The following is a 20174-nucleotide window of genomic DNA, read 5'->3' on the forward strand; positions in this document are numbered from 1 at the left end:
TCGGCGTCCAGGGCGGCCGACTCCTCAACCGCGCTCGGCGCGTGGAGGGAGGCCGCCGAGGTCGGTGGCGAACGACCCGATGCCGAAGGCCAGGGCGTTGAGCATGCGCCCGTACGCGACGCGGTCGATGTTGCTCGTGGTGTCGCACGCCCGGTGGTAGCAGGGGTCGAAGGGGACGCCGGCCCGGCCGCCCCAGAGCGCGGCCTGCTCCGGCGTCTTGCTCGGCGCGTCGCCGCTGAAGACCCCGCCGGACGGGATCGCGGCCTCGACGAACGGCCCGTAGTCCGAGTCGCCGCTGAAGCGGATCCCCTGTGCCGGCACACCCAGCGAGGCGAGGCGGTCGACGAGCAGGCGTTCGATCGTCGGCGACCCCGCCGCCGCGTCCTCGGTGCTGCCCGGGTCCGACCCGTCGCCGTCGTAGACGAAGTAGCCGGCGTTGAGGGACGCGATCATGTCGGAGTTCAGCATCAGGGCGATGTCCCGCCGCCGGTCGGCCGAGAGCCCCTGCATGTACTGCTGCGAACCGACGAGGCCCTCCTCCTCGGCCCCGAACCAGACGAAGCGCACCGCGTTGGTCACCGGCGCCGCGGCACCCAGCCGCAGCGCGATCTCGAGGTTCGCGGCGACCCCGCTGCCGTCGTCGTTGATGCCCGGCCCCTCGGGAACGCTGTCGAGATGGGCGCCGCTCAGGACGACCTCGTCGGTCCGGCCCGTGGTGGTCTGGGCGATCACGGAGCGGGTGGCCCGGGCGCCGGCTGCGCCTTCGTGCTCGTCGTCCTCGCCTGTCACGGCGATGGTGGGGGTCTCCACCCGGAAGCCGGCGCGACTCAACGTGGACGCGACGTACTCCACGCTCTGGTCGTAGCCGGGAGTGCCCACGGCGCGGTTCCCGCCGTTGCGGTCGGCGATGGCCTGGAGCGCCTCGAGGTGGCCGACGGCGCCGTCGACGGTCGCCTCCGTGGCGAGACGCTCGGCGAGCGGGCCGCCGCCGACCGGGCCTCCTTCTCCTGCGGCCGGCGCCTGTCTGGATCCGCTCGCGCAGCCCGTCATGACGAGGGACGCGATGACGGCGGCGAGAACACGTCCGCACAGACCGCTCATGAGAGGGCCCCTCGCACCGGTCAGGCCGTCGTGCGGTGTTCGACGCCGGTGCTCTCGCTGTCGGCCCGCTCCCGGCGGCGCAGGCGCCCGCCGGTGACGGCGACGCAGATCAGGGCGGCCACCGCGAGAGCGACATCGACCCACAGCCGGGGACTCGAAGGGGCGTCGGTGGCTTGGGCCCAGCTGGAGCCGAGCAGCCCGGCGATCATCACCGTCGCGGCCAGGAGCCACCGACGCAGAGATCGGATCGTGGCGTGGTCCATTCACCCAGGGTGGCCGTCGCGTCCGGAGTTGACCAGGCCGGCGGGGGACGGACGCCACCGTCGAGGGACCGGGGCGAGGGCCGCTCCGTGGCGTGTCGGTGGGGCAGGTCGGGCTCGAACCGACGACCTGACGGGTCCTGGTTGGCGCGTTCCGGTGTCTTGGCGTTGGTTGCTGACACGCCCACTGAGCTGGGCGGATGTGGGCCGCGCCGTTCCGACCGTGACCGGCTCGGGCGGCCTCTCCCCCATCGTTCCGTGGGGGAAAGGTGTGGGAACGATCTTGCCCCGTCAGGCCATGATCAGCGGGCGGTACCCGAGGACGGAGGCGGCGCCGGCGAGGTAGGCGCGGCGGTGGGCTCGCGAGACCCACTCCTCGGTCGGGTGCACGGTGAGCATGCCGCCCCCGACGATCTGCCAGTGGTCCTCCTCGGCGAGCGCCATCGCGGCGTCCTGCTCGCCCTGGGCCTGGGCCTGCTCCTCCTCGGTCATGTCCGGCACGGTGCCCGAGCTGGTCGACGTCGTCCAGACGCAACGGCCGGTGTGTGGTCTCCCCGTCGGCCAGGTCCTCCCGGAGCGCGCCAGGGCCAGGGGGCCAGGTGGAGCACCCCACGCGCTGAACGACCTGGCCCCCTGGTCCTGGGGTGCTACGCCCTCGCGGTGGCCGGCGAGGAGACCTGCCCTACCCCTCCCCGGAGGTCGCCTGGGGGTTCGGGGGGCGGCGAGCGCCCCCGCTGCTCGTCGTGCTTGACCTTCAAGTCGACTCACAGGTTTAACGTCGATGCTGTGAACGGGTTGATGGTCTCGGAACTGGCTCGGCGCTCGGGGGTGCCGGCGTCGACGGTGCGCTTCTATGAGCAAGAAGGTCTGCTCCCGGCACGCCGGTCGCCGTCGGGGTACCGGCTCTACGACGAGGTGGCGGTGGACAGGCTCGCGTTCATCGGCACGGCGAAGAGCCTCGGTCTGCCCCTGCCGGAGATTCGCCGGCTCCTCGAGCCCTGGCAGCACGGCGAGTGCTCCGACGTTCAGCACGAGCTGTTGCCGCTGGTAGAGCAGCGCATGACCGAGACGAAGGACCGCATCCGCGAGCTGAGCGAGTTCGCCGACCGCCTGTCCCGCTCGCACGCACAGCTCGAAGCGATCGAGCGCCAGGGGCCCTGCGACCCCTCGTGTGCCTTCCTCGGACGCACGGAGACAGTCGCCGGGCCGGTGCTGGCGTTACTTCCCCTCGCCACGAGCACGGACGACGCAGTGATCGCGTGCGGCTTGGACGGAGCTGCTCGCGAGGCTCGCGCCGCCCACTGGCGCGACGTACTGTCGGCCGCCACCGAGCGAGTCGCGGTCCCTGGAGGTGTGCGGCTCACCTTCGACCGCGAACGTCTGCGGCTCGCCGAGCTCGTCGAGCTGGCCGAGTCCGAATCGCAGTGCTGCAGCTTCTTCGAGCTGGTGGTGCACATCGGCCCGCCGGTGCGCCTCGACGCACGAGCCCCCGAGCACGCCCTGGTCCTCGTGCACGAGCTGTTCGGCGAGCCCACCGCATGACACTGCGCTCCATCGGCCTGTTCGTCATCGCGGCACTGTTCGAGATCGGCGGCGCGTGGCTGGTCTGGCAGACCGTGCGCGAACACCGGGCGTGGTGGCTGGCCGCGCTCGGCATCGTGGCCCTCGGCTTGTACGGGTTCGCCGCGGCGTTGCAGCCGGACGCTCAGTTCGGGCGCATCCTGGCCGCTTACGGCGGTGTCTTCGTCGCCGGCTCCCTCGCGTGGGGCGTGGTCCTCGACGGCTACCGGCCTGACCGGTTCGACCTCATCGGCGCTCTTGTGTGCATTGTCGGGGTCGGAATCATCATGTACGCGCCCCGCTAGGTCGCTCCGGCTGCGTGGGACTTCTTGTACTTCGCCGGGTCGACTGTGGGCGGGCGTGGCCGCGCGGCGCGCCGGGTCGAAGACAGGAGGCGAAGCCGCAGCGAGCCCGCCCGCCCGGCCCGTCAGGGCCGGCTTGAAGACGTAAAGAAAGTCCTCACACTGCTAACGTGCGCTCGGCCATGCGAGGTCTGGGGGGAACTTGCTACTAGATGAGTCCGGCACGTGGTGGCTGCCGGAGGCGTCGCAGGACGAGGTGCCGGGCCTTCTCTCAATGGAGGGGAACGATGATCCGACTCTTCGCCTGATCGGTGGATTTGACCGTAGGGTATTCCACCAGCGCGAGGGTGGTGGGCTCATGTCTTTCGGCGAGCTTCGCCCCATGGACTGCGTGCATGGCGAGTCTTTCGGGAAGCCCATAAGTCTTCTCGGCTGCTCAGTTACGAGCATGAAGTCTGGGCTACTTGGACCTCCGATCGAACAGGTAGTGAGGCCCTCAGTAGCCGTTGTGGGGGTGTACGTCGACTCCCTCAAGGACGAAGTGATCGATGCGGTCGAAGTGTGCCTGGAGAACCTGACCCAATGGTCAGGAAGCTCGGCTTTCACTGGGAGCATCGAGTTCTCTCCGGACGAGGGTCCTACAGGTCGCCAGACGATCGAAGTCGAGCCAGTCGAACAGGTCGAATGTTCCGTAGGCACAGTCAAGTTCGCTCTAAAGCATCGCCATACAGCACTGAGGTACGACGACGAACGGGCGCGGCGAACAGCCCGTGTGAAGGAATACACTGTTCTGCGAATCGAGTTCGGCAATCCTGTCGACTTTCGAACCTGCGACAGATACATCGCAGATATTCAAGACCTACTTACACTATGCGTCGATAGCCCGTGCGCCATCCTTAACGAAACGATCTTTGTTCGAACGTCGTCTGGCGAGGAGCAAGGAAGCAGTCGCGGCGCTCGGCGAGGAGACGTCTTTCGGCGCTATGTAGTGACACCTAACCCTGACGCTGAGTCAGTCGAGAGCCACGAGATGTTAGCCACGCTAGATGCAGTGAGCTTCACCCAGCTCGTCCCGCGCTGGTTCGAGCTGATCGAGCGAGTCAGGTCATCCGTCCGAATGGTGACGGGTCTTTCGTATATTCGCGGCGGATATCTAGAGACACGCCTTGTAACGGCGGTGAGCGCTGCGGAGGGTCTGCATCGATCGCTATACGCCGGGGAGGCTATGGCCGAAGAGGACTTCCAGGAGCTTCGTCGCGTCGCGCTAGATGGCCTCAAGCCAAGTCAAGCTCAATGGCTTCGGGATCGCCTACGGAACGAGACGGCGCTCAACGACCGCCTTCTTGATATGGCGAGGCGCGCCGAGAATCTGCTGGGCTCTCCGCCCCTTCCTGATGTAGCGTTCTGGGCCAGCGAAGCGAAGCGGGCACGGAATGCGTTGGTGCACCGAGATGAGACGGGGAGACCTGCGCGTCAGCTTCGGCGAATGAGTCTGCATAAACTCGACGCGATCGTCGAGGGCACTCTTCTCATTGTGACACTCCTTCTTTTCGTTGAACTTCGGCTTCCAGAGGACGCCTTTACCGCGCTTCCCGGAAAGAATCGCCGACTTACGGCGGCGCGTGACCTTGCGACAAAGCACCTTACGGAGACTTCTTGAGAGTTAGCGAGAGAGATGAGACAATGCTGAGGTGGCCAGCGACTCGGTAGGCAAAAGAATTGCGACCTATCGGCGTCGTCGTGGGCTGAGCCAGGCCGCGCTTGCAGGCCTCGTCGGCCGGTCGGAGTCATGGCTGTCTCAGGTGGAGCGCGGGGTGCGCTCGGTGGACCGCATGTCGGTACTGCTTGATCTCTCGCGACTGCTGAACGTCGAGGTGCAGGCCTTGACCGGCACCCCGTGGCAGCTCGCACCGAATGGCGGACCGCGCGCCGAAGGACTCGGCGAGATTCGCTCCGTGCTCACCCGCTACGCGAACCTCGTCGAAGACGACGTCCGGGCCCCGACGGCGACCACGCTTCGGGTGGTCGCCTCGGACCTTCACCAGGAGTATCAAGCGGCGAAGTACGCGAGCGTCATCCGCGAGCTGCCGATGCTGATTGGACAGGCGGACTCGGCGCTTCTCAGTGCGTCCGGCGACGATCGAGAGGCCGCCCTGTCCTACGTCGAGGCTTATGTCGTCGCGTCGAAGCTGCTGACAAAGCTCGGCGTTGGTGACCTCGGCGCGGTGACAGCGGACCGCGCGGCCATGGCCGCAGGCCGGACAGACTCGAACGTTGCGCAAGGCATGGCGATCTATCAGGTCGTGACGGCGCTGCTCCGCTCGGATCAGGTCGACCAAGCTGAGCAGCTCGCGACCCGGATGGCGGAGCAGCTCGTGCCGCGCGTGCGATCGGACGACCCGGCTCTGGTTTCAGTCGCTGGCGCCCTATGGCTGATCGCCAGCGTGATCGCCGCACGTCGCGCCGAGAAGTGGGAAGCGGAGCGCCGGCTCGATCGTGCGCAGATGCTCGCCGAGATGCTCGGACACGATGCCAACTACGCCTGGACCGCCTTCGGCCCGACGAACGTCGCCATCCACCGTGTGTCAGTTGCGGCCGAGCTCGGCGACCCGGCGGCGGCGCTCGATGCGGCGGCAGCTGTCAACCTCGCCCGGCTGCCCGAGGGTCTCGCGAGCCGTCGCGCTCAGGTGAATCTCGATCTGGCGTGGGCACAGGCGCAGCGCAAGCGCGACGCGGAGGCCACGCTCAACCTCCTCGAGGCGGAGAGCGCCGCGTCCGAAGCCGTGGCACACAACGTCATGGCCCGAGAAGTCATGCGCGAGATGCTCGCTCGGTCCAAGCGCGGCCACGGCTCGGCGCTGCAGGCTCTCGCGACCCGCGCGGGTGTGCTGCACTGAGGCCATGTCATCGCCCCTCGGCCTGGTGGTCTGCGGTGCGCCGCTGGCGTCCCGAGCCGACGAGGTAGCGCGCGCGCTGGTCGCGGCCGGCTGGTCCGTAGCCGCCGGCGTGACGGAGTCCGGCACCGGATGGATCGACGCCGGCAAGCTCGCAGAAGCCTCGGAGGCGCCAGCGGCTACACGACGGCGTCAGCCTGGCGAAGAACGGCGAGAGGGCCGACCGGAAACAGTGGTCGCGTTCCCGCTGACCTTCAACACTGCGAACAAGATCGCTCGCGGAGTGATGGACAACCACGTCACAGGCACGCTGTGCGACGCGCTCGGGACCGGCGCGGCCATCGTTTCGGTGCTCTTCGTCAACGACCGGCTCTGGGGCCATCCCGCATGGGCGTCGACTCTTGACGCCCTGACCTCGGCCGGTGTGGTGTTCCTCGACCCACACACCGGGCGTCTGGGACAGCCTGTTCCCGTCCATTCCGGTACAGGTGGAGATGTCGTCGCCGGCTTTGACCCCGCCTGGGTAGTCCGCGCGTTGGAATCGCGCTCAGTTGCGTCGGCCTGAGTAGGCACAACCCAGCGACCCGCACTTCTGTGCGGGTCGCATTTTTGTGCGGGTTAGGTCGTCGACCTGCGGTTTTCCTGGTGGTGCGCCCCGAACGGATCGGGAATCGCGCACGAGTCCCTGGAGGACCGCGTCATGGCAATCAAGGTCAAGACTGACGGCACGCGCTACAGCGTGGCTCTCCCTCCAAAGCCGAAGCTGGACATGGAAGGTCGGCAGCGCACTGACCGGGTGACCGGCGTCGGCCTGTCGGTGACCCAGCTGATCCAGCTGGACGAGGACGGCGCCGAGATCATCAACTGCACAACCCCCGGCGTCCCGGACGTCGGCCAGGGCGCCGAGGTGATCCCGACCAACCTGATCGCGATCCCTTGGCAGCAGGGCCAGCGCTCCGGGGTCGCCTACCGCGCCGACAGCATCGAGCACGTCCCGGCCGCTGGATCGGCGTCCGCGCCCTCGTCTGGCTCCTCGAAGGGCTCGGGATCGTGACCACGGCTCGGACCGAGCCGGTATGGCAGGGCTTGAACGCGTCCCAAGCCGATGGCACCGAGTGCGTCATGTGCGAACGCTCCTTCACGTGGCCCGAGCTGCCTGAGGCCTACCTACCCGCGTCGGTGCCCGGCACCCGCTCCGGCCCTGCCGGAATCCCGGCCGCGCCGGTCGGGCGCTCGGAGACCGGCTCGCAGGTCTTCGCCTGCGCGGGCATCTGCGCCGCTCTGGCCTGGCCCGACTGAGCAGACCAGTCGTCATCGGCCCAGGGGTCGGGGCTGGCTTCCCCACAGCCCCGACCCCTTCCCCTCCTCGTCACCACCTCTGGCCGGCGCGGTTCCGGCCCCGCTCATCTCGGAGTGATCGTTATGGCCCGTTCCGCCCCGTCCTCTGCGCGCTCTCGCCCATTCCTGCGCGCGTCGCGCACCGACGGATTCGAGATCATCACCGCCCCGACCAGGCACCCCGCCGCCCGCGCCGCCGGGCTCGCGATCCGCCTGCGAGCCGAGATCGTGACCGCCTTGGCGGTCGTCGCCGGCTGGCTGCTGCTGACCACCTGGCTGCCCTGGGGCGCCGCGCTCGCCCTGGTCGCGGTCGTCGTCGCCACCATCGCCGCAGTCCCCGTGCTGCGACGGTCCGTGCAGCGGCGGGCGATGGCGACGCTGACCCGCCACCGGCTTCGTCAGGTCCTCATCGAACGGCGGTGCCTGAACTTCTCCCGCGCCGCGCCGCTTTTCCTGTGGTCGCATCCGACCGAGGTCGGCGAGACCGTGTGTTTGCTCCTGCGCGCCGGCATCTCCCCCTCCGACGTCGAGGACGAGGCCGAATGGATCGCCTCGGGCTGCTTTGCCCGCGACGCCCGCGTCACCCCGACCCGCCGCATGACGGCGCTGGTCAAGGTCGAGGTCATCCGCCGCGACCCGCTCGCCCGCGACCTGATCGCCTCCGAGCTGGACGACTGGACCGCCACCACCGGCCAGGCGCCCCCGCGAGGCACCGCGATCGTCCCGCCGAAGCCCGCCAATCAGCACCACTCCGGCACCGCCCGCCCTGCGGCCTCGAACGGTGTACCGGTCCCACGACGCACGCTCGACGGGCGCGACGACGTGCCCGTGGTCATCGACGCCGAGCCCGCACGGCCTGAGCGCTCCGAGGACGACCGGGCGGTGGTGCCCGACCGTGGTGGGGACTGGTCGGACTATGTCTGAGCGGACCCGCCTCCGGGCGCTCCTACGCGACTGGCTCACCGCCATCCGCACTCCCGCTGGCCTCTGCGACGACGCGCCCGAGCCCTCGACGCTGTCGATCTGGGACCCGATCCACCTCGGCGTCAATGAGCACGGACAGCCGGTTCGCGTCACCTTGGCCTACCGCAACATGCTCCTGGCCGGGGAGCCCGGGGCGGGCAAGTCGGTCGGGCTGAACCTCCCGGTCGGCCATGCGGCCCTGTCGACGGACTGCGACCTGTGGCTGTTCGACGGCAAGCTGGTCGAACTCGGGCTCTGGCGCAACTGCGCCGAGCGGTTCGTCGGCCCAAACCTCGACGACGCCCTGAGCGCCCTGGGCGACCTCCAGGCCGAGATGGACCGTCGCTACGACCTGCTCGACGCCCAGCGCCGTCGCAAGATCACCCCCGACGACGTTACGCACGGCATCTCGCCCGTGGTGGCCGTATTCGACGAGGTCGCCTACTACTCGGCCACCGTCGGCACCAAGGGCCAGCGAGAAGCCTTCTCCGTCGCGGTGCGCGACCTCGTCGCCCGGGGCCGCGCCGCCGGGATCATCGTCGTCGCCGCCACGCAGCGACCGTCCTCGGACATCATCCCCACGTCACTGCGGGACCTGTTCGGCTACCGGTGGGCGTTCCGCTGCACCACCGACAGCAGCTCAGACATCGTCCTTGGGGCCGGCTGGGCCACCCGCGGCCACACCGCCGCCGCCATCGCCCCCGAGGACAAGGGCGTCGGCCTGCTGCTCGCCGAGGGCGGCGAACCCCACCGCATCAAGTCCGCCTACCTGTCCGACGAACAGGTCTACGCCCTCGCCGACCGCGCCGCGTCCCTGCGGCACGGCCACGGGAGCGCGGCATGAACGCCCCGCAGCGGGTCTCGGCCGGTCTCGGAGACGTCCCGGTGGACCGGGTCACTCGGCTGTGCGCGGCCAACATCGCGCCGGTGATGGACGCCGCCGCGGTCGTGCTTGTCGTCCGCCTGACGATCGGGCCGAACCGCACCATCGAGGTCCTGCTCTCGCCCGACGAGGCCGACCTGCTCGGGCGCGACCTGCGGGCCAACGCCCGCTATCTCGCCAGCCGCGACCCCAGCATCGACACCCGCATCTGGGAACGGCGATGACCACCACCAGGACGCGCGTGGCGCGGTCGGAGACGGTCGAGGAGCTGGGCGCCCGTCGACGAGCTCGCGACGCTGCCACCGCCTCTCTCGCCGAGGTCGCAGCTGCGGTCCGCGACGACCACGACCGGTGGATGAGCCACATCGCCGGCGCCGCCGGGTGCTCGCACCCGATCCGGCTGGTCGGCAACGTGACCCACGTCGAGGCCTCCACCGGCCGGATCACCCGCGACGTCCACACCACCGAGATGCCCGACGGGGTGCTCTACACCCCGTGCGGCAACCGCCGGGCCTCGGTGTGCGCCGGCTGCGCCGAGACCTACCGCGCCGACACCTACCAGCTCGTCACCGCCGGCCTCGTCGGCGGCAAAGGCGTCCCCGCCACGGTCGGGGAACACCCGTGCGTGTTCCTGACCGTCACCGCCCCCTCGTTCGGGGCCGTGCACGCCCGCCGCATCGACCGCGCCGGCCGCACCCTGCCGTGCCGCCCACGCCGCGACCTCGAGCACTGCCCCCACGGCCACCGGCTGGCCTGCTTCGACCGCCACGCCGACGACGCCCCCGAGCTGGGCCGCCCGCTGTGCCTCGACTGCTACGACCACCCCGCCCAGGTGGTGTGGAACCTGCACGCCGGTGAGCTGTGGCGCCGCACCATGATCGCCGCCCGACGCGGCACCAAGACCCTGGAGAAGCGCCACCACATCAAGCTGCGCCTGAGCTACACCAAGGTCGCCGAGTTCCAGGCCCGCGGCGCGGTCCACCTGCACGCCCTGGTCCGCCTCGACGGCCGCGACCCCACCGACCTCGACGCCGTCCTCATCCCCGACGCCCGCGTCGGCGCACACCACCTCGCCACCGTCCTCCGCCGCGCCGTGGAAGAGACTCGGTTCAGCACCGCTCCGCATCCGGCCCGCGAGCTGGGCTGGCCGATCGTGTGGGGCGAGCAGGTCGACCCCCGCCCCGTCCGGCTCTCCCGGCTCGACGTCGACGACTCCGGCGAAATCACCACCGGCGCCGTCGCCGGCTACCTCGCGAAGTACGCCACCAAGGCGACCGAGCTGGCCGGCCACGCCTCGACGCGCCTGCGTCCCGACACCGTGCGGGACTACGCGCGCCTCGATACCCACCCCGGCCGCCAGATCGACGCCAGCTGGCACCTCGGCACCCGCCCCGAGACCGTCGACGCCGAGGAGTGGGCCGCCGGCTGGGGCCGCCTCCGACTCTGGGCGCACATGCTCGGCTTCGGCGGCCACTTCTCCACCCGCTCCCGCCGCTACTCCACCACCCTCGGCGCCCTGCGCCAGGCCCGGCGCGACTGGCGCCGCGAGCACGCCCCACGTCCCGACGAGGACGACGAACTGGCCGACGAGGACACCACCGAGGTCATCGTCAACTCCCTGGCCTTCGCCGGGATCGGCTGGCACACCAGCGCCGACGCGCTCCTGGCGAACACCTCAGCCGCCAACGCGAGGGCCAGGCGACGTACGGCGAAGGAGGAGACCACGACGGCTGCATGATCGAGGAGGAGTGATGGCAACAGGAGTGATGAACCCGCGGCTCGCGAAGCTGTGGACGGTGCAGGACCTCGCGACGTTCCTGGGCGTGCCGGTGAAGACGATCTACTCGTGGCGCTCGACCGGCTACGGCCCTCGGGCGCGCAAGGTCGGCCGCTTCCTGCGGTACGACCCGGAGGAGGTGCGTGGCTGGTTCGACGCCCTCACCGACGAGGTGGCCTGACCCGTGGGCCGCCCACCGCTACCCGTCGGAGCCCACGGCAAGATCAGATTCTACGAGCTGCCCTCCGGTGGTGTCAGAGCCATGACGAAGGTCCGGGACGCGGACGGCGTCACACGTCCCGTCGAGCGCTCGGGCAAGTCCCGTGCGGCGGCCGAGCGGGCGTTGAAGTCCCACCTGCGGATTCGGCAGGCGCCGACCGGTGGAGAGATCACGGCGGACACCCGGGTCGAGAAGCTGGTCGAACGGTTCCTGTCCGAGACGAAGCGCCGGCGCAAGGGCACGACGTACGACACCTACGAGATGCACGCCCGGAACCACGTCGTTCCGGCTCTGGGCCAACTCCGAGTCCGGGAGGTGACGGTCGCGCGGGTTGATGTGTTCCTTCGGTCGTGCGAGGTGCGGCTGTCGGCGAACACCACCCGCAGCGTCCGGACGGTCATCTCCGGGGCGATGGCGCTGGCGGCGCGGTTCGGCGCGATCTCGACGAACCCGGTCCGGGACGCCGGCCACATCGAGGGCTCGCCGAAGGATGTGCGGGCGCTGACCCGGTCGGAGCGGGTGGAGCTGCTGGGCAAGCTCGACGCCGACGAGGATGCTTTCCGCTTCGACGTGCCCGACCTCGTGCGGTTCATGCTCGCGACCGGCTGCCGCATCGGTGAGGTCCTGGCCGTGCAGGATCGCACGATCGACTGGCAGGCCGAGACGGTGGCGATCGTGGCGAACATCGTGCGGGTCAAGCGCGTCGGCCTCGTCCGCCACGAGGGGAAGACGTTCGCCGCGCAACGGGTCCTGCCGCTCCCGGCGTTCGCGATGGCGATGCTGACCGAGCGGCGGCCGGCCGACGTGCTGCCGGATTCGATGGTCTTCCCGAACTCCCGTGGTCACGGCCTCGGGCGGGACTCGTGGCGCGATCCGCACAACACCGGCGCCCGGCTGCGGACCGCGCTCGACCTGGCCGGCTTCGAATGGGTCACCAGCCACGTCTTCCGCAAGACCGCGGCCACCGTGCTCGATCAGCACGGCCTCTCGGCGCGGGCCATCGCCGGCCACATCGGGCACGCCCGGCCCTCGATCACACAGGACGTCTACATGGACAAGCGAGCCGCTGGACGCGAGGCCGCCAACGCCCTCGACGACGCCTGGGGATCAGCGGAAGCCGACGAAAAGTGAGGGAAAAGTGTGGTTCGATCTTCGGCGGCGTTCGCCGATCATGGGCTGACCTGCGGCGATTGTGGGGCAGGTCGGGCTCGAACCGACGACCTGACGGATTATGAGTCCGCTGCTCTGACCAGCTGAGCTACTGCCCCCCGGGCACCGCGGACCTCCGGAGACCCGCCCCCGGGCGTCGCGGCGGGGCGAGCGTACGACACCGCCGGGCGAGGCAGGCGGGCTCGGGCGTCCACCTCGCGCGAGGGGCGCCTTGCGCATGATCGACCGGCCGGAACGCCTGCCGAACGTGCCCCTCGCCGGACGAGGCACCGGAGTTGATCGCTCCCGGTGCTCCGTCCGCCCGACGTCATCGCGTCGCCGGAGCACTCGGAGAGATCTTGATAGGTGTCGATCATGTGACGCCCCGTTTCCGAGACATGACATCCCCGAGATCCACCGACGCGCGACCGAACACGGTCTTGACATGCGACATCGACGACGAGGCGCGACGAGCGGTCGTCACGGCTCGTGATGATCTCGTTACCGACCGGCCGAATGGGCCGTTCCGGCTTGAATCGGACGTCTGACGGCGGTCATGGTTCGGCCGTTCGGTCCACTACTGGTCCGAACGTGTTCACCGTCCTGATCGGGAAGGACCCCCATGAAGAAGAGCACGATGCGTCTCGCGTTCGCCGCTGTCGCCGTCCCGGCGGCCGTCACCGGCTTCGCCGCCCCGGCGGCCAACGCGGTCGAGCTGGCCCCCTACGCCCACCAGCTCGACAAGGACGTCGCGGCCACCGAGGCCGAGGTCGGCGCGGTCGTCGACGACCTGGGCTTCGCCGCCGAGTAGGACCGAGCACCACCAGCACCACCAGCACGACCAGTACGACGAGCCGCTCCCCACAGCAGCTTCCGCGAGGGCCCGGGCCGGATCCGCTCCCCACAGGAGCCCGACCCGGGCCCTCGGCGCTGCGCAGGTGAGCGCAAGGGCTGGACATGGTCGCGATCGCCGACGACTCTGTGGGGACGTCACCCCGAACACTCGGAGGCCGCCATGCGCCTGGGACGTCGACTCTCCGCCGGCATCGCTGAAGACCCGCCGGACACCCCGGAGATCCCCGCGGACGAGGTTGCCCCGATCAGGGCCGACGAGGTGAGGGCGGTGCAGGCAGGGACGGAGCAGCGTGAGCCGGCCGAGCAGCTGGTCGATCGCTAGGTACCGCGGGCCGGAGGGTCCGCTCACCGGGTACAAGATCGCCTACCCGATGATCTCGGCGGACGCGCGGCGCGTCGGCTTCAACGGCGTGGCCCTGGGACGCACCCAGGTCTACGGCCAGGTGGCCGACGCCGTCTGCATCCAGAGCCCCCGCCACCACCCGCCGTCGTCCTGGTGCGACTGCGGGTTCTACTGCTTCCACACCCTCGAGGACGCGCGCGACCTCGCCTGCGACCCGCAGTACCAGCACTGCGTCCTGCTCGAGATCGCCGCATCCGGCCGGTTCGTGCGGTACGAGCTCGGGCTGCGCTACGCGCGCCAGACGGTCCGCACCGTGCGCCTCGGCCGGTGCGGCTGCGGTCGGGTGTCGACGGCCCTCGCCGACGGCGGGCCGGGCGTCGTGGGCTGGCGGCGGCTGCACCCGGTGTGCGGTCTGTGCGCCGGACCGCGGCCCGTCCTCACCCTGGCGGCGTTCGGGACGCTGAGCGGCGGCATCACGGTCTGCAGCGACCAGGCCGGCGACGATCCCGACGCCGTCTTCGCCCCGCTCGCCGGCGTGGCCGACGACGTCGACGAGGCCTCCCTGGTCCCGCTGCTCTCCGCCGAGGTCGCGCTCCTCCAAGCGCGCCTCGACCAGGTGCAGAGCCGCCTGGAGCAGCTGACCCACCGCTCGGAGTGATCGCGCCACGCCCGACCTTCGGGCGACGTGCCGCGATCCCCCGGCTGGGGTAGGCAGGACCCGTGAGCACCCTGGAGCTGGGCCCCCTCCTGCGCCACGTCGGCACGACCACCGCCACGATCTGGGTGGAGACGAGCGAGGCGTGCACCGTCGAGGTGCTGGGCGCGTCGGCGCCCACCTTCCAGGTCTGCGGGCAGCACTACGCGCTCGTCGTCGTCGACGGGCTCGAGCCCGGCAGCTGCCTCCCCTACGAGGTCCGCCTCGACGGCGAGCTCGTGTGGCCCCTCGAGGGCGCCGGGACGCCGCCGAGCTACCTGCGCACGCGCACGGAGGTCGAGGACACCGGTCGCCTGCGGTTCGTGTTCGGCTCCTGCCGCTACCCCCCGACCGACGACGCCGAGCTCGAGGCGTCGCTGGGCATCGACGCGCTCGACGCCTTCTCCGTGCGCCTGATGGAGGAGGTCGAGGCGACCGACGACCCGGCGTCGGTCCTGCCCGACGCCCTCTGCCTGCTCGGCGACCAGGTCTACGCCGACGAGATCACCCCGCGCACCGAGCGGTGGATCCGCTCCCGCCGCGACCCGGACGACGAGTCCGGCCCGGGCATGGAGATCGCGGACTTCGGCGAGTACGCGCACCTCTACAGCGAGTCCTGGACCGACCGCGAGATGCGGTGGCTGCTCTCGACGGTGCCCACCGCGATGATCTTCGACGACCACGACGTCCGCGACGACTGGAACACCTCGCAGGCCTGGCGCGACGAGATGGCGAGCAAGCCGTGGTGGCCGCAGCGCATCCGGGCGGCGCTGTCGTCGTACTGGGTCTACCAGCACCTGGGCAACCTCGACCCCGCGACGCGGGACGCCGACCCGCTCTACCGCAAGGTGCTCGAGGCCGACGGGGACGTCTACGACCTGCTCGCGGACTTCGCCGGCCGCGCCGACGCCGAGGTCGGCGAGCCCACCGGTGTGCGCTGGAGCTACCGCTGGGACCTCGGGAGGACCCGGCTGCTCATGGTCGACTCGCGCTGCGCCCGGGTGCTCAACGAGAACGACCGCCTCATGATCAACGATCACTCGTTCACGTGGATCGAGGAGAACGCGACCCCCGACGCGGGCGAGGAGGTCGACCACCTGCTGCTCGGGTCGTCGATCCCGTGGCTGATGCCGCCCGCGGTCAGCCACGTCCAGTCGCTCGACGAGTGGGCGGCCGCGCGGGGCAGCACGCTCGCCGAGAAGGTCCGCCAGGCCGTCGACCTCGAGCACTGGCCGGCGTTCCGGGCCTCGTTCGACCGGCTCGCGGACCTGGTCCGCGGCGTCGCGTCCGGCCCGGACGCGCCCGCGACGGTCTGCGTGCTCTCCGGCGACGTCCACCACAGCTACGCCGCGGAGGTGCGCTACCCCTCCCCCACCCGGTCGCGGATCTACCAGCTGACCTGCTCGCCGGTGCGCAACGGCGTCCCCTGGTTCATGGAGTACGTGTTCGCCCTGGGCTGGCGGAAACGCCTCACCTCCGCGCTGGCCCGGGTCGCCCGGGCGGCCGGGATCGGTGACCTGCCGATGAGCTGGTCGCCGATCGGCGGGCCGTGGTTCGGCAACGCCGTCTCCACGCTCGAGGTGAACGGCCGCGCGGCACGGATCCGGGTGGAGCGCTCGGGCACCCGCGGTGGCCTCGAGGCCGTCGCGGAGCTCCCTCTGACCTGAGGTCCCGGGGTTCGTCAGCCTGGGGGCCATGCTGACGTCCACCGTCAGGAAAGCCCCCCGCTCGAACGAGTCGACGAGGACCGGGAACCGTCGGTGCCGTCGCTGCGTCGAACCCCATGTGCCGGATCGAGTGCGATCGGGTGCATGTCGCTACCTGCCCTGGTCGCGGCGTCGTTCTACGGTCGAAGGTCGAGCAGCGGAGGGAGGCGAGCGTGCGGTTCGTGCACACCGCCGACTGGCAGCTCGGCATGACGCGCCGGATCCTCGGCGCGCGCCCGCCCAAGGAGGCCGGCGGGCTCACGGGTGAGGCGCAGGCGCGCTTCGCCGAGGCCCGGCTCGACGCGGTCCGCGCGCTCGGGCAGATCGCCGACGCGCAGGACGCCGCGTTCGTGCTCGTGTGCGGCGACGTGTTCGAGTCCAACCTCGTCGGCCCGGACGTCGTCGCCCGCGCCTGCGAGGCGCTCGGGTCGTTCCGCACGCCGGTGCTGCTCCTGCCCGGCAACCACGACCCCGCGGACGCCGCCTGCGTGCTCCGCAGGCCGGACTTCGTGCGGCGGTGTCCCGCCCACGTGCGGGTGCTCGACACCCCGGGGGTGCACGAGATCGCGCCCGGCGTCGAGGTCGTCGCCGCCCCGTGGCGCTCGAAGCACCCGCTCACCGACCTCGTCGGCGAGCAGCTGGCCGCCCTCGAGCCGGCGCCCGCGGGCACGCTGCGGGTCCTCGCCGGGCACGGCGAGCTCGACGTGCTCGACCCCGACGACGACGAGCCGGCCCGCATCCGCCGCGCCGGCCTGCTCGCGGCGTTGGCCGACGGCCGCGTGCACTACGCCGCGCTCGGCGACCGGCACTCCGCCTGGACCGACGCCGTCGACGACCGCATCCGCCACGCGGGCACGCCGGAGGTCACCGACTTCGACGAGGTCGATCCGGGCCACGTCCTGGTGGTCGACCTCGACGACCGCGCCGCGCGGGTGAGCACCGAGACCGTGGGCCGCTGGCGGTTCGTGCGCCACGACGCCGCGCTGGACACCGACGCCGACCTCGACGCGCTCGACGCCCGGCTCGCCGCGCTGCCCGACAAGGAGCGCACCGCCGTGCGGCTCGCCCTGGTGGGCACGCTCTCGCTGCGCCAGCGCTCCCGCCTCGACGACCTGCTCGCCGGGCACGGGCTCGCGTTCGCGGCGGTGGAGGTGGTCGAGCAGCACTCCGACCTCGCGACCGTTCCCGACGACGCCGACCTCCACGAGCTCGACCTGCACGGGTTCGCCGCCGACGCCGCCTCGGAGCTCTTCGCCGCGGCCGCGCCGGCCGAGGGCACGGGCGACGCCGAGTCCCGGGACGCGCTGCGGCTGCTGCACCGGCTGGTCGGGAGCCCTCGATGAGGCTGCACCGGATCCGGCTGCGCGACTTCCGCGGCGTGCACGACCGCGAGGTGTCGCTCGCCGAGCACGGGGTCACCGTGCTGCAGGGCGACAACGAGGTCGGCAAGACCTCCACGCTCGTGGCGCTCGACCTGCTCTTCGACGCGGCCGACTCGTCGCGGCGTGCGGAGATTCGCGCCGCCCAGCCGGCCGGGGTCGACGCCGGGCCCGAGGTGGAGGCGGAGGTCTCCACCGGCCCGTACCGCTTCGTCTACCGCAAGCGCTGGCTGCGCCGGCCGCGCACCGAGCTGCACGTCACGGCGCCGGCCCCCGAGCAGCTCACCGGTGCCGACGCCCACGCCCGCGTCACCGCGATCCTCGACGAGACGATGGACCGGGCGCTGTGGCGGGGCCTGCGTGTCGAGCAGAACGGCGTCGTCGGGCAGGCCGACCTCGGCGGGCAGGACGCGCTGACCCGCGCGCTGGACCGCGCCGCGTCGGGGCCGGGCGCCTCCTCCCGCGCCGACCCGAGCGCCGACGACGGGCTGATCGATCGCGCCGCCGAGGAGCTGCGCCGCTACCGCACCCCGAGCGGCCGGGCCACCGGCGAGCTGCGGGCCGCCGAGGTGCGCCTCGCCGACGCCGAGGCCGAGGAGGCGCGGTGCCGCGCCGCGCTGGAGGCGGTGGAGCGCGACGTCGCCGCCCGCGACCGCCTCGACGCCGACGCCGCGGCCCTCAAGGCTCGCAAGCACGCGCACACCGCCGAGGTCACCGGTCTCGAGGACACCTGGGCGGCCCTCCAGTCGCGGCTGCGCGAGGTCGACGCCGCCCGCCAGCACGCGGTGCTCGCCCGGGAGCGCGCCGACGCGGCCCGCGAGCGCCGGGAGGCCCGCGATGCGCTGGTCGCCGCGGTCGAGGACGAGGCCGACACCGGGGCCCGTGCGGCCGAGGCGGTCGCCGCCCACGAGGCCGAGCACTCCGCTGCCCGCGACGAGCGCGACGCCCGCCGCGCCGCCGACACCGCGGCCCGCGCACGGGCGGGCGAGGCCCGCCGGGCCGCCGACGCGGCCGAGCGGGCGGTGTCCGCCGCTCGCGACCGCGCCGAGCTCGCCGACCTCGCCGAGCGGCTGCGGCGCGTCGACGAGGCCGGCGCCGGCCTGGCCGCCGCCGAGCGGGCGCTCGCCGCGAGCACCGTGGACGCCGACGACCTCGACGAGCTCGAGGACCTCGCGCGCGACGTGGTGCGCGCCGAGGCCGCGCGCGACGCCGCCGCCGCGCGGGTCGAGCTGGCGGTACCCGAGGACGCCGGCGAGCTGACCGTCGTGGTCGACGGGGAGACCGTGGTGCTCGCGCCCGGCGGCTCGCACACGCTGCCCGTCGCCGGGTCGCGGGCGCTGTCGCTGCCCGGGGTCCTCGACGTGCGGGTCACCCCGGGCCTCGACGACGCCGGCCGCGACGACGCGGTCCGCGAGCGCTCTCGTGCCCTCGCCGAGGCGTGCGAGGACCTCGGGGTCGCCGATCTCGAGGCCGCCCGCGCCGCCCGACGGGCCGCCGAGGACGCGGCCCGCCGGGCCGACGAGCACCGCGCCGCCCTCGCCCGCGAGCTCGCCGGGCACGGCGACGCCCCGCGCTGCGCGCCGCCCACGACGCGGTGCGGAGCCGGTTGCCGGACGACAGGACGGCGGCGACGTCCGCGACCTCGGGGACGTGACGGAGCTGCGCGCCGCCGCCGACACCGCACGCGCCGACGCCGAGGACGCCGCCCACCGGGCCGACGAGGCCGACGCCGCGTGCCGGAGCGCCGAGGACACGGTGCGCGAGGCCGACACCCGCGCCGCCGTGCTCGCCGAGCGCGCCGCCGAGGCCCGCCACGCGCACACCCGCCGTCTCGAGGAGCTCGACGCCGCCCGCGCCGCCGAGCCCGACGCCACGCTGGCCGAGGCCGAGACCACGCGGCTCGCGCGCGCCCGCGATGCCGAGCGCGAGCACGAGGCGATGGCCGCCGCGCTCGCGGACGACGACCCGGACACCGTCGAGGCCCGCGTCCTGAACGCCCGCGCCGTCGCGGAGCGCCTCTCCGGCGAGGGCACGCGCCTGGAGCGCGAGCACGCCGAGACCACCGGCCGCCTGCAGGCCGCAGGGCTCGCCGGCTGGCACGACCAGCTGGCCGCCGCCGAGCTCGAGCTCGACGCCGCGGTGCGCGAGCACGCCGCCGTGGCCCGCCGCGCCGTCGCCGCGCAACGCCTGCACGAGACCCTCACCCGGCACCGCGAACGCGTCCGCCGCTCCTACGTGGCGCCGTTCCGCGCACAGGTCGAGCGCCTCGCGCGCATCGTGTTCGGCCCGTCGCTGGCCCTCGAGATCGACGAGGACCTGCGGATCACCCACCGCACGCTCGACGGCACCACCGTGCCCTTCGGCGCGCTCTCCAGCGGCGCCCAGGAGCAGCTCGGGCTGTGTGCGCGGCTCGCGTGCGCGGCGCTCGTCGACCCGTCCGAGGGCGTCCCGGTGGTCATCGACGACGCGCTCGGACACTCCGACCCCGAGCGGCTCGCCCGCCTCGGCGCCGTCTTCACCGCGGCCACCTCGGCGCACGGCGCGGCCCAGGTCGTGGTGCTCACTTGCACGCCCGAGCGCTACCACGGCATCGGCGCGGCGACGGTCGTGCCGCTCGCGCCGTCCCGCAGGCCCGGCGAGCGCGCCGCGTCGGAGCGCTCGGGCCCCGAGGTCGTCCGGGCCGCCGAGGACACGCCGGCCGCAACGGCGGGCACGGTCCTCGACCTCCCCGGGCTCCTCGCGCAGGCTGA

General features: G+C 72.1%; 21 protein-coding genes and 1 tRNA gene. 18 read left to right on the forward strand and 4 right to left on the reverse strand.

The window, feature by feature from the left end:
- Window positions 1-24: 24 nt before the first annotated feature.
- The 3 genes from ACQPYN_RS21770 to ACQPYN_RS21780 all read right to left on the reverse strand — a co-directional run bounded on the left by ACQPYN_RS21770 (window position 25) and on the right by ACQPYN_RS21780 (window position 1853).
- Window positions 25-1101 (reverse strand): M28 family metallopeptidase, encoded by a 1077-nt coding sequence (locus ACQPYN_RS21770; RefSeq protein WP_433027537.1) that lies wholly within the window; start codon window positions 1099-1101, stop codon window positions 25-27.
- 20 nt (window positions 1102-1121) lie between these two features.
- Complete coding sequence (locus ACQPYN_RS21775) at window positions 1122-1364, reverse strand: hypothetical protein (protein ID WP_433027540.1); 243 nt, start codon at window positions 1362-1364, stop codon at window positions 1122-1124.
- Between the two features lie 288 nt (window positions 1365-1652).
- On the reverse strand, window positions 1653-1853 hold the full coding sequence (locus ACQPYN_RS21780) for a hypothetical protein (RefSeq protein WP_433027543.1): 201 nt from the start codon (window positions 1851-1853) through the stop codon (window positions 1653-1655).
- Window positions 1854-2147: 294 nt separating this feature from the next.
- On the opposite strand from ACQPYN_RS21780, the gene ACQPYN_RS21785 reads away from it, so the two are divergent.
- From ACQPYN_RS21785 to ACQPYN_RS21845, 13 genes are all read left to right on the forward strand, one after another.
- Window positions 2148-2903 (forward strand): MerR family transcriptional regulator, encoded by a 756-nt coding sequence (locus tag ACQPYN_RS21785; protein ID WP_433027546.1) that lies wholly within the window; start codon window positions 2148-2150, stop codon window positions 2901-2903.
- A complete protein-coding gene (locus tag ACQPYN_RS21790; protein ID WP_433027549.1) occupies window positions 2900-3226 on the forward strand; it encodes a YnfA family protein in 327 nt (108 codons plus the stop codon). The genes ACQPYN_RS21785 and ACQPYN_RS21790 overlap by 4 nt, the downstream gene beginning before the upstream one ends.
- A gap of 199 nt (window positions 3227-3425) precedes the next feature.
- Window positions 3426-4883 (forward strand): HEPN domain-containing protein, encoded by a 1458-nt coding sequence (locus ACQPYN_RS21795; protein ID WP_433027552.1) that lies wholly within the window; start codon window positions 3426-3428, stop codon window positions 4881-4883.
- Window positions 4884-4914: 31 nt separating this feature from the next.
- Window positions 4915-6120 carry a helix-turn-helix domain-containing protein gene (locus tag ACQPYN_RS21800; RefSeq protein WP_433027555.1) on the forward strand — a complete coding sequence of 402 codons (1206 nt, stop codon included), beginning with the start codon at window positions 4915-4917 and terminating at the stop codon, window positions 6118-6120.
- A 4-nt stretch (window positions 6121-6124) separates the two neighbouring features.
- Window positions 6125-6682 carry a flavoprotein gene (locus ACQPYN_RS21805; RefSeq protein ID WP_433027558.1) on the forward strand — a complete coding sequence of 186 codons (558 nt, stop codon included), beginning with the start codon at window positions 6125-6127 and terminating at the stop codon, window positions 6680-6682.
- A 135-nt stretch (window positions 6683-6817) separates the two neighbouring features.
- Entirely contained in the window at window positions 6818-7171 is a 354-nt protein-coding gene (locus ACQPYN_RS21810) for a hypothetical protein (protein WP_433027561.1), read from the forward strand.
- Between the two features lie 68 nt (window positions 7172-7239).
- On the forward strand, window positions 7240-7416 hold the full coding sequence (locus ACQPYN_RS21815; protein ID WP_433027564.1) for a hypothetical protein: 177 nt from the start codon (window positions 7240-7242) through the stop codon (window positions 7414-7416).
- 114 nt (window positions 7417-7530) lie between these two features.
- Window positions 7531-8379, forward strand: a complete 849-nt coding sequence (locus ACQPYN_RS21820) for a hypothetical protein (RefSeq protein WP_433027567.1) — start codon at window positions 7531-7533, stop codon at window positions 8377-8379.
- Window positions 8372-9262, forward strand: coding sequence for an FtsK/SpoIIIE domain-containing protein (locus ACQPYN_RS21825; RefSeq protein WP_433027570.1), 891 nt, complete (start codon window positions 8372-8374; stop codon window positions 9260-9262). The genes ACQPYN_RS21820 and ACQPYN_RS21825 overlap by 8 nt, the downstream gene beginning before the upstream one ends.
- Window positions 9259-9525, forward strand: coding sequence for a hypothetical protein (locus ACQPYN_RS21830; RefSeq protein ID WP_433027573.1), 267 nt, complete (start codon window positions 9259-9261; stop codon window positions 9523-9525). Before ACQPYN_RS21825 ends, ACQPYN_RS21830 begins: the two co-directional genes overlap by 4 nt.
- Window positions 9522-11039 carry a replication initiator gene (locus ACQPYN_RS21835; RefSeq protein ID WP_433027575.1) on the forward strand — a complete coding sequence of 506 codons (1518 nt, stop codon included), beginning with the start codon at window positions 9522-9524 and terminating at the stop codon, window positions 11037-11039. The genes ACQPYN_RS21830 and ACQPYN_RS21835 overlap by 4 nt, the downstream gene beginning before the upstream one ends.
- A 13-nt stretch (window positions 11040-11052) precedes the next feature.
- Window positions 11053-11259, forward strand: a complete 207-nt coding sequence (locus ACQPYN_RS21840; protein ID WP_433027578.1) for a helix-turn-helix transcriptional regulator — start codon at window positions 11053-11055, stop codon at window positions 11257-11259.
- Between the two features lie 3 nt (window positions 11260-11262).
- Window positions 11263-12429 carry a tyrosine-type recombinase/integrase gene (locus tag ACQPYN_RS21845; protein WP_433027581.1) on the forward strand — a complete coding sequence of 389 codons (1167 nt, stop codon included), beginning with the start codon at window positions 11263-11265 and terminating at the stop codon, window positions 12427-12429.
- A gap of 62 nt (window positions 12430-12491) precedes the next feature.
- Here the strand turns inward: ACQPYN_RS21845 and ACQPYN_RS21850 are convergent.
- Window positions 12492-12566 (reverse strand) — tRNA-Ile (locus tag ACQPYN_RS21850).
- 503 nt (window positions 12567-13069) lie between these two features.
- Between ACQPYN_RS21850 and ACQPYN_RS21855 the strand changes: the two genes are divergently transcribed.
- From ACQPYN_RS21855 to ACQPYN_RS21875, 5 genes are all read left to right on the forward strand, one after another.
- Window positions 13070-13258, forward strand: coding sequence for a hypothetical protein (locus ACQPYN_RS21855; protein ID WP_328306057.1), 189 nt, complete (start codon window positions 13070-13072; stop codon window positions 13256-13258).
- A gap of 334 nt (window positions 13259-13592) precedes the next feature.
- Window positions 13593-14303 (forward strand): hypothetical protein, encoded by a 711-nt coding sequence (locus ACQPYN_RS21860; protein ID WP_433027585.1) that lies wholly within the window; start codon window positions 13593-13595, stop codon window positions 14301-14303.
- Between the two features lie 62 nt (window positions 14304-14365).
- Window positions 14366-16006, forward strand: coding sequence for an alkaline phosphatase D family protein (locus tag ACQPYN_RS21865; protein WP_433027588.1), 1641 nt, complete (start codon window positions 14366-14368; stop codon window positions 16004-16006).
- 212 nt (window positions 16007-16218) lie between these two features.
- The gene (locus tag ACQPYN_RS21870) at window positions 16219-17388 is read left to right on the forward strand and encodes a metallophosphoesterase family protein (protein ID WP_433027591.1); all 1170 of its coding nucleotides are present in this window, start codon (window positions 16219-16221) and stop codon (window positions 17386-17388) included.
- On the forward strand, window positions 17385-20174 hold the full coding sequence (locus ACQPYN_RS21875) for an AAA family ATPase (RefSeq protein ID WP_433027594.1): 2790 nt from the start codon (window positions 17385-17387) through the stop codon (window positions 20172-20174). The genes ACQPYN_RS21870 and ACQPYN_RS21875 overlap by 4 nt, the downstream gene beginning before the upstream one ends.

The organism is Actinomycetospora sp. CA-053990 (assembly GCF_050948445.1).
Lineage (GTDB): Bacteria > Actinomycetota > Actinomycetes > Mycobacteriales > Pseudonocardiaceae > Actinomycetospora > Actinomycetospora callitridis.